Below are 9,395 nucleotides of genomic sequence, written 5' to 3'. Positions count from 1 at the left end.
ACGATTTCGCGCCCGAATCAAGGCAGGAGCCGTATGAGACAACACTCAAGTACGGATCTGTGCGGGGGGCGGCCGGAAACGGCCGTTCCTACCGTGACTGAAGCGGTTGGCAACGCCAACTGCCAGCAGTGACAACAAAGCCCTCCCCGGCCGGCATTGAGACCATCAATACCGCCGCCTTGCCAATCGTCCCATTCATCATCGCGCCACCACCACACACCGTCCGACGCGCCAGCAAGCGGGAGCGGCTGTGTTAGATGTCAAGCGTTTTGTGGATTTTCCCATGCTGTATTTGTTTTGACCATTGTGTTGAGTGTGATGAGGATTTTGCGCATGCATGCGGTAATAACGACCTTTGGAGGCTTGCCTTGTTCGGCCAGTCTCTTGGAAAAGGCTGCGATCGCTGGGTTGTATCGGCGAGCACTCAGTGCGGCCATGTAGAGCGCCGATCGCACTGATCCACGGCCTCCAAAAATCGAACGCTTGCCTCGCATCTGCCCGCTGTCCCGGTTGAACGGTGCTAGTCCAACGAGCGAGGCGATTTCCTGTCGGTTCAGGTCGCCAAGCTCTGGTAACTCTGCAATGATCGTTGCTGATGTCACATCGCCGATACCAGGCATCGTCCCAAGTAATTCGGCGCGATGCTTCCAGTCATCATCAGACTGCACAAGCTTTTGGATCTCACGATCAATCATTTTGATGTCCTTGTTGATTGCATCGAGAACGCGCTGAATACTCTTGCGAACCGCTCCGGACACGGCTTGTCCCTGTCGGTTCTTCTCGGCAGTTCTGGTGCCGATCAACTGTCTTCTTCGAGTCACAAGCTGATCCAATTCACCCTGCAATTGCTTGGTTTTGGCGACGGCTCGAGGCCTCGTCAATTTCCCAAACAGTGCGATGATGCGTGCGTCGATCTTGTCAGTCTTTGCCAATTTTCCAATCGCTTTGGCAAAGTCTCTCACTTGTCTCGGATTGACCACAGAGACAACATGGCCGGCTTCAACAAGTCGCACAGCGAGTGGACGTTCGTAGTTGCCAGTGGCCTCAATTACGATCAGGCAAGACTTCGCTTCTGGCAACAAATCCACTAGCTCATCAATTCCCTTTGGATCATTGGGAACGACAGTTGTCGTGGCTTGTTCATCAAACGCGAGATCAAGCTTGGCTTTTGAGACATCGATTCCGATAAAGTGTTGAAAACTCATCTTGGATGTATCCCTTCCTTGCAAATGCGAGCTCGAGAGCTTGTCTCGGCTCAGGCGGCTGTTCGGGCTATTTACCAAAGGCCGACGACGATCCAGCTCCCGCACAGTATCTGCGTTGCAGCACTCGAGGGTCAACGATCTGCCGTCGGCCGCAGTTGCTTTAGCCTCTTCGCTACGCTCAGAGGCTAAAGCAACTGCATCTGTAGTGTCCAACGAAACACCACTAGAATGTAACATACAAGGGTCTTGCTGATCGGAGAACCGTGGCTTACGCCAAAACGGCTGATTGCGTTGGCTGATGCCGAGACTATTCGTCGGTGACGCAGCCTTCGCTGGCGGTTTTGACGTTTTTGATGTATTTGTACAGCGTGCCGCGGGTTGCTTTGAGTGGTGGTGCTTGCCAATTCGCTTTCCGCTCGGCGAGCTCTTCGGCACTGACGTCGACATTGAGTGAATTGGTTTCAGCATCAATCGTGACGATGTCGCCGTTTTGCAAAAGCCCCAGCGGTCCGCCCAGTTGAGCTTCCGGTGTCACGTGGCCGACGATAAATCCATGGCTGCCACCGCTGAAACGACCATCGGTGATCATCGCCACGTCGGAACCCAAGCCCGCGCCCATGATGGCACTCGTTGGGGTCAGCATTTCAGGCATGCCTGGTCCGCCTTGAGGGCCTTCATAGCGGATGACGACCACGTCACCTTTTTCAATCTGCTTTTGTTCCAAGGCTTCCAGCATCAACTCTTCACTGTCGAAGACTTTGGCTGGGCCGGAGAAGGTAAGGCCTTCTTTGCCGGTGATTTTGGCCACCGCACCCTCGGGGGCAAGCGATCCTTTTAAGATGCGAATGTGCCCTGACGATTTGATTGGATTGTCGACCATGCGAACGATGGTTTGGCCATCTTTCAAGCCAGGAAGATCGGCAACGTTTTCTGCCAAGGTCTTTCCGGTCACGGTCAAACAAGAGCCATCCATCAGGCCTTCTTGCAGAAGGTATTTCATGACCGCTGGGGTTCCACCGATGCTGTGCAGGTCTTCTTGGACAAACTTGCCGCTGGGTTTGAGGTCAGCGAGATAGGGGATGCGATCGCTGACTGATTGGAAGTCATCCAGCGTCAGCGTGACATCCACACTGCGCGCCATCGCCAGCAAGTGCAGCACAGCGTTGGTGCTGCCGCCGAGTGCCATGACGGTCACCATGGCATTTTCAAATGCGGTGCGAGTCATGATGTCGCGAGGCTTGATGTCGGCTTCCAGCAAACGCATGATGGCTGCACCTGCATCCATGCATTCGGCTTTCTTGTCGGGGTTTTCTGCAGGGATACTCGCCGAGTAGGGCAGGGACATCCCCAGGGCTTCAATCGCCGTGGCCATCGTGTTGGCGGTGTACATGCCGCCGCAGGCGCCAGCACCGGGACAGCTTTTTTGAACGATCTCTTGGCGTTCCTCATCAGAGATTTGACCAGCGATGAATTGCCCGTAACACTGAAACGCGTTGACAATGTCCAGCTTTTCACCATTGCGGAAACCAGGTTTGATGGTGCCGCCGTAGACCATCAATGCGGGGCGATTCAGACGTCCCATGGCAATCAAACAGCCGGGCATGTTTTTGTCACAGCCGGGCAGGGCAACCAAACCATCGTACCACTGGGCACCCATGATGGTTTCAATCGAGTCAGCGATCAGGTCACGGCTCTGCAAAGAGAAGCTCATGCCATCGGTGCCCATCGAAATCCCGTCGCTGACTCCAATGGTGTTGAATCGCATGCCAACAGCGCCAGCGGCTTGCACGCCGGTTTTCACGTCGGCTGCCAAATCCAGCAGGTGCATGTTGCAGCTGTTGCCTTCGTACCAAACACTGCCGATCCCGATCTGAGGCTTGTCCATGTCCTCGCGGCTCAAACCCGTGGCGTAAAGCATGGCTTGAGAGGCACCCTGGCTCTTGGGTTGGGTGATTTGGCTGGAGTATTTGTTTAGCTGGGCCATTGTTCGGGCAATGTTGGGAGGGGAATGGCTGGATCGTCGTCTTGCACGGCAGCAGGCAGGTGATTCTGCGACATCGTGCACGTTTCCAAAAGACGTATTATGATGATCGCGGGCGAATCGACAATCCGCCTCCGGCTGGACCCGCTCAGACAGCGGCGGGTTCATTCATTTTTTTTGCCTTCTGCTGCCTCGGAGAATCCATCATGCAGGTTTTTTTGCCGTCTTTCCGTGTTTCCGTCGGTCGATTGACCGTCCTCATCGCCGGAATCCTGTTGGCGGGGGCGTTTCCGGCGGTCAGCGATGCAGAGGATGCCGGCAAATGGGTGAACTTGTTTGACGGGCAGACCCTCGACGGCTGGAACGGAGACCAGAAGTGGTTCCGCGTCGAACAGGGATCGATCATCGCTGGCAGCGCTTCCGAACGCATTCCACACAATCAGTTCCTGTGCACGAATCAAACGTACGGCGATTTTGAGCTGACTGTGAAAGCCAAACTGGTCGGCAAGGGCAATAACGCGGGGGTGCAGTTTCGCACACGGCGGATTCCCAACGATACTGAGGTGATCGGCTATCAAGCCGATATTGGTTTCACTGGCCAAGGCCCTTGCTGGGGGGCGCTGTATGACGAATCACGTCGGCGCAAGTTCTTGTCGCATTCCCCCGAGATAGCGCTCAAAGCGTTGAAGAAGGGACAATGGAATACGCTGCGTGTCGTTGCCAAGGGGGCCAAGATCGAGATCTACCTGAACGACGTCAAAACGGTTGATTACACCGAGCCGGACGACGCGATTGAAAGAACGGGCGTGATCGCCCTACAGGTGCACAGCGGCCCACCGCTTGAAGTGCATTACAAAGACGTCAAGCTGCGACAGCTGTAACGGCAGCTAGAACAATTCCACGTCACCGCCGTCGTCATCTAGCAGGTCGCCGTCCAGATCGCGTTCGGCGTTCATGGTGGTGTTGTGGTGGAACTTTTCCTGCCAAGCCTGTGTTCGTTGCCGAGTGGTTTCCGGGTCGGGTGAGATCGCCAGTGGTTGCAGTTGCACGCAGATTTCAGAAAGCGTGTTGGCAACCAATGTGATGCGTTGATTGATCGCATCTTGGAATTGCATGGTGATGATCACGTTGGTGATCTCTTGGGTGACCAGCTCGTTGGCTTTTCCCAGTCCATCGATACAGTCGTTCAAGGAATGCGCGTGATGGTCTAAGTGTTGCAGGATTTCTTCGACCAATTGGATACATCGCGAAGACTGAGACCCTCGCTGGTCCGTTTTGGGCGCCCAAGCTTGCAGAATGGTTTCGAGCTCAATGACGGTGTCGTTGACCACTTGACTGGTTTGTTTGGCTTTGTCCGCTAGCGAACCGGTTTCACGGGCGACGACCGAGAAGGCTTTGCCTTGTTCGCCAGCGCGAGCCGCTTCGATGCGTCCATTGAGCGCCACAAGCTTGGCCGCGTCGGAGATTTTGCTGACTTCGCCAAGGCTGCGTGTGACGGTCAGCAAACTGGTTAGCACGCTGCGAGTCGCTCCGATCAAAGCCTCGCTGCCCATCTCGCTTTCGTCGCCTTCGATGCACTTGGCGGCGGTGCCGACAATGTCTTCGGTCCGCTGGACAACGCTGCTCAGGCTACCGCAGGCAGAGACGACTTTGTCTTCTACTTCGGTGGCGATCCCTTCAAGTTGCTGGCAAAGCATTTCAACCACCGGAAGGCAGGCGGCAACCTCCATGGAGAGTTGTTCGTGGTCGGTCCGTGGCGAGAGCGTGGTTTCAGTCATAATGGTACTGTGGCGTCCGATTCCTAGGCAAAATGATCGTAGGTGTCTTGCGTTGACAGCGTGATCATGATGCGACGTTCAATTGAAGCACCTCGGTGGCAATCAGTTGGTCTAAGTTCAGCAGCGTGATCATGCGTTCATCGGTTTTCGCGATCCCGTCCATAAAGGCGGTGTCGGCCCCGGCGATGCGAGGTGCCGGTTCAATTTGTTCGGACGCGAAATCCAGAACTTCACTGACCGCGTCCACCGCTAGACCCACCGGATGTTCATCAATCACCACAACGATGATCACGCTGAAGCGATCGTAATCGCGGTTCGGCAGTGAGAACTTGGTTCGCATGTCGACGATGGGAATGACTTTGCCACGCAGGTTGAGCAGTCCTTTGATGTGTGCTGGCAGGTTTGGAAGCGGTTTGATTTTGGTGATGCCTTTAATCTCTTGAACTCGCAGGATGTCGATCCCGAATTCCTCGCCTGCTAGATTGAAGGTCAGGAATTGGTTGGCTTCAGCGGCAATTCCGATGGCGCGAATGTTGGACTGAGGATCGGTCATAGGAGTCGTGGGGGATCAAAGGAGAACGGAACAAGGCTTACCTGGGCGATATGCCTAAACCTTTGCTTATCGTTCCCCCTCGCGATTCAGCGACCCATGAATTGAGGGCAAACCCCCTTGGTGCCAGAGCGTGAATGCACGGCAGAACGGGGCCGGTGAACAAAATACCCGGAGGGATGTTTTCCCACCCAGTGCAAGCACGGCACCCGACGGATTTGACCAGCGGTGGCTTTCGTCGGGTGACGTTCAGTGAGTCATCGCATAGGTCACGATGTTGATGCCCATCGGATAGGCTTTCTTGATGGAGTACTCGCGGAAGTAGTCAACGTTGTCCCCTTCTCGCTCCCAGCCATCACCAAGGTCAGTGTTGTGACAGATAAAGACCATGATGCGGCCTTCGTCGTCGACAATGGCTTTGTAATAGGGCGTGGAAGTGTCCGAGCCGTCTCGTGATGGCTCATACGTGTAACCCTGAGCCGCAACGCCGATCGCTGGGATTTGAGGTTTCTCTTTTAGGTCATAGACGTTGTGGAAGATCTCGTGTTCAAGCGGCACTTCAAATGGTTCACGGTCTGGGAACACCCGTTTGAGTTCCTCGGCCAGATTCTGGTACTCGCTGTCGCCCCAAAAGTCATCGACCATTAAAAAGCCGCCGCTAAGACAGTACTCCCGCAAGGCAACCACTTCGTCATCGCTAAAGTACAGGCCACCGGGTTCGATCAAGTAGAGAAAGGGATAGTCGCGCAACGTGTCGTCCGTCAAACGAACCACAACCGGATCCGGATTGACTTTGATGGTGGTCAGCTGATGCAGACGCAGGGAAAAGTTCAGATCGCTGTCAGGGTAATCTGTGTAGCAACCACCACCACCGCGACGGTACGAATCATATTCAACGCGAGCGAAGGTGAAGTAGTCACCCGGAAAACGTTCATCAATTTCCCAGCTCGGCACACCGCGTCGGTCTTGTTGGATCGAGCGCCAGCGTCCACGCTGAGCTAACGTCCACGTGGACACGCCGATCGTCGCCAGCAATGCAGTCGCTGCAATCAGGATTCGTTTTCGATTCATTCGTCCTTGACCTGCGGTTCGGATGAAGGTGGAGAGTCTTCGCTGGCTTGTGTTTGGTCGTCAGAGCGTTCGCTGTCGGATGGTTTGTCCTTCTCAGAGACCTCTTCAGCTGCCTGAGCCGCTTTTTCAGCCTCGGCCGCTTTGGCTGCTTTTTCTGCCTCGGCCTTTTTCTTAGCCTCGGCCTTTGCCGTGGCAATCGCTTTCTGAGTTTTCAGCAACATCAAGTGGGCATCGCGATAACGTGGCGCGATCAGCAGTGCCGTGATCAGCTGATTCTGTGCTTGTTCGAATTGCTTGTCTGACTGATAGGCCTGGGCGAGTTGGAAATGCAGGCCGGCGGGGTCGACGGGTTCTAGTCCAGTCAAGGAGTTCAGAGCGTCGATGGCTTGATGCATTTGTCCCCGTTCCCGACAGGCAGCGATCAGGTCTTTCTGCAATTGTTTTCGAAAGGGCTGAATCGCCAACGCTTGATTTGCGCGATCGATGACCTCTTGCCAGTCTTGTTGTTGCTGATGAAGTTCAATCAAGCGTTGTAAGGCGTCCAACGCATCAGACGATTGATCGCACCAAGACTTTAGAGCGGCTAATTCGTTGTCCGTCTGTTGCAGTTCACGGTAGCAGCCTGATATACGCTTCAGCACGCCGCAGGCTCCGTTAGCAATGCCAGCGTTTTGCAAGGTCGTCAAGCGATCGATGGCAGCTTGCCACTGTTTGTCAGCGATGTCACGATCGGTCAATGCGATCGCAGCAAAATAATTGTCCGGGTTCTGCTGGGCCCATTGCTTCTGATTTTCCTTGATTTGTTCCGGCGAATCAAACGGGGACGGTCGAGGAGGTTCAGCGAAGTCCAGCGTGTTGCCAAAGTCCATTGCCAAGGTCTTGGCGTATTCGGTGAACTGCCCATCCAGTCGCTCTAAAGGGCCGATGTGTTCTGTCAGTGCTGCATTGATCGCTTGGCCGTCGCCAAGACTTTCCAGAACCTTCAGTAGCTTTTCAATGCCATGCTGTTCGATCAGAAATCGGACCGCTAAAGAGGACTCAAAGTAAGCAAACTGTAGGTGTAGTCCGGAAGGCGGATTCAGGAAGGCTCCGCTGAGTTGACTCAGCGGAGTGAAGTCGTCGCCGAGTAACATTGCTCGGTAACGGACATTCATCGCCTGTCCCCAACGAGCGTCACGCTGCGTTTCCTCGTAGACCGAAATGCCTTCGCTTAGCCAGCGAGGCATGCGGTTGCGGCTCTTGTTCAGCGTCACAACGTGGCAGAACTCGTGCCACAAAACGGCTTTCCAGTTCGAGGGAGTCTCCAGTTGTGAGGCGGGGCTGTTGGCTGTGACCACGTTGCCAAAGCAAACGCCTAGAAATCCGGCTCCGCCAGGAAGCCCAAAGGTCCGAATGGCAAACTGAGATTGCTTGGGGAAGATCTCCACCAAAACGGGCTTCTTCAAAACCACGTCGTACTTTTGGCAAAGATGTTCGGCCGCATTGTGTAGCAATGCTTTTGCCGCGGCCCCGTAGACTTTGTATTCCAAGGGATCCATGCGCAACAAAATCATTGCGTTGGCGCCGCTGGGATCAAATTCGATGGGAATGGTGATGAAGCCGTCGGTGCTGTCTCGCAGCGTCATCAAGTTGTAGGCGACCACGTTGTACGGGTCCGCTTCGTTGACCTGTTCGGCCAGCGCCCAGCCCACCTCTTCGTCACCCAGTCGCAACAAATCTTGGGCGAGCTGAAAGGTTGCTGGCAGATGCTTGGGATCGAAGGTCAGCGCTTTACGCTGGTATTCGGCACCTTCTTTGAAACGGTATTTGTCCGACAGTTTGCGACCAATCAGATGATCGACCTCAGGATTGGTCGGCCAGTGTTCCAGGGCCTGCTTGCGATGCTGTTCCTCCGCTGCATAGTCGCCATTTAAGTGGGACAAGACCGCGAGTAAGGCGTGAGCGCGAGGGGCGTTGGCATTGATTTCAAGGATCTGTTGGACGATCTTTTGAGCGTCTTGATAGGCCTCGCGATCGATCGCAATTTCAGCTTCAGTGACCATCGCTGGGATGTAGCTGGGATTCATGGATCTGGCTGCGATCAAGGCCTTGGATGCTGCTGATGCGTCCGTGCCGCGAAGAGCCAACGCCAACAGGTGCTGCAGGCGAGCGTCTTCAACGTCCAGGCGATTTGCCTTGGCAACCGTCTCGGCGGCCACTTTGAAGTCACCTTTCTCGACGGCCAGTTGTGCGGTCGCGACCAGGGCTTCCAGGTGCGTGGGGTTGGTTTCCAAGACGCGATCGTAGAAGCTCTTGAGCACGATCCGAGCGTCAATGCCGTTCTTGCTAAAGAATCGTCCCGCAGAGACCAGTGTGTCCGATGTGGCGTAACGCAACTGGCCTGTGTTCAAGTAGTTCTCGATAAAGGCCACATTCTTAGCGGCCAGATCGGGCTTGGCGTTAAAGTTGGCGACTTCAATGCCAAGAGCTCGCAGCGGAAGACTGGTGGGATAGCGGTCGATCGCCTTTTCGTAGGTGGTCAGCGATTCTACGTAGTGGCCTTGATCAAGCTGAATGCGGATCAAAAGTTCCGACCAGCGCCGATTCCAAACACCTCGCTCGACCTCTGCTGCCGAGACTTCGCCGGCTTTGGTCAGGTCGCCAGCTCGGTAAGCGGCTTCGATTTCAGAATACGATTCAGCCGCGTGGCTGGTTGGGCACCAGCAAGTCGCTACCGTAAGGCAGGCAAAAAGCCAGCGAAAACCGCACGTAAACCGAAGCGCCGATGCAAATGCCTGTTGGGGCCGGGCCATAAGGATGCTTGCTGGGGT

At 55.0% G+C, this 9,395-nt stretch carries 7 protein-coding genes; 1 reads left to right on the top strand and 6 read right to left on the bottom strand.

The window, feature by feature from the left end:
* Nucleotides 1-260: 260 nt before the first annotated feature.
* Together SV7mr_RS13560 and ilvD are read right to left on the bottom strand one after the other, a co-directional pair.
* The gene (locus SV7mr_RS13560) at nucleotides 261-1,205 is read right to left on the bottom strand and encodes an IS110 family RNA-guided transposase (RefSeq protein WP_145268727.1); all 945 of its coding nucleotides are present in this window, start codon (nucleotides 1,203-1,205) and stop codon (nucleotides 261-263) included.
* 307 nt (nucleotides 1,206-1,512) lie between these two features.
* Nucleotides 1,513-3,189: a dihydroxy-acid dehydratase gene (gene ilvD, locus SV7mr_RS13555; protein WP_145272984.1), complete on the bottom strand. Its 1,677-nt coding sequence runs from the start codon at nucleotides 3,187-3,189 to the stop codon at nucleotides 1,513-1,515.
* 203 nt (nucleotides 3,190-3,392) lie between these two features.
* Here ilvD and SV7mr_RS13550 point away from each other — a divergent pair, with 203 nt between their 5' ends.
* Nucleotides 3,393-4,067 carry a 3-keto-disaccharide hydrolase gene (locus SV7mr_RS13550; RefSeq protein WP_145272981.1) on the top strand — a complete coding sequence of 225 codons (675 nt, stop codon included), beginning with the start codon at nucleotides 3,393-3,395 and terminating at the stop codon, nucleotides 4,065-4,067.
* 6 nt (nucleotides 4,068-4,073) lie between these two features.
* Here SV7mr_RS13550 and SV7mr_RS13545 read toward each other — a convergent pair whose 3' ends face one another.
* The 4 genes from SV7mr_RS13545 to SV7mr_RS13530 form a co-directional block, all read right to left on the bottom strand.
* Nucleotides 4,074-4,964 (bottom strand): methyl-accepting chemotaxis protein, encoded by an 891-nt coding sequence (locus SV7mr_RS13545; protein WP_145272978.1) that lies wholly within the window; start codon nucleotides 4,962-4,964, stop codon nucleotides 4,074-4,076.
* 64 nt (nucleotides 4,965-5,028) lie between these two features.
* Nucleotides 5,029-5,517 carry a chemotaxis protein CheW gene (locus SV7mr_RS13540; RefSeq protein WP_145272975.1) on the bottom strand — a complete coding sequence of 163 codons (489 nt, stop codon included), beginning with the start codon at nucleotides 5,515-5,517 and terminating at the stop codon, nucleotides 5,029-5,031.
* Between the two features lie 246 nt (nucleotides 5,518-5,763).
* Nucleotides 5,764-6,585 (bottom strand): DUF4159 domain-containing protein, encoded by an 822-nt coding sequence (locus tag SV7mr_RS13535; protein WP_145272972.1) that lies wholly within the window; start codon nucleotides 6,583-6,585, stop codon nucleotides 5,764-5,766.
* Nucleotides 6,582-9,377, bottom strand: a complete 2,796-nt coding sequence (locus tag SV7mr_RS13530) for a tetratricopeptide repeat protein (protein ID WP_145272969.1) — start codon at nucleotides 9,375-9,377, stop codon at nucleotides 6,582-6,584. The genes SV7mr_RS13535 and SV7mr_RS13530 overlap by 4 nt, the downstream gene beginning before the upstream one ends.
* Between the last annotated feature and the right edge of the window lie 18 nt (nucleotides 9,378-9,395).

The sequence above is a fragment of the Stieleria bergensis genome (genome assembly GCA_007745635.1).
In the GTDB taxonomy this organism is placed as follows: Bacteria; Planctomycetota; Planctomycetia; order Pirellulales; family Pirellulaceae; genus Stieleria; species Stieleria bergensis.
Note: the sequence above shows the minus strand (reverse complement) of the source record. Positions and strands in the feature narration are given on the sequence as shown.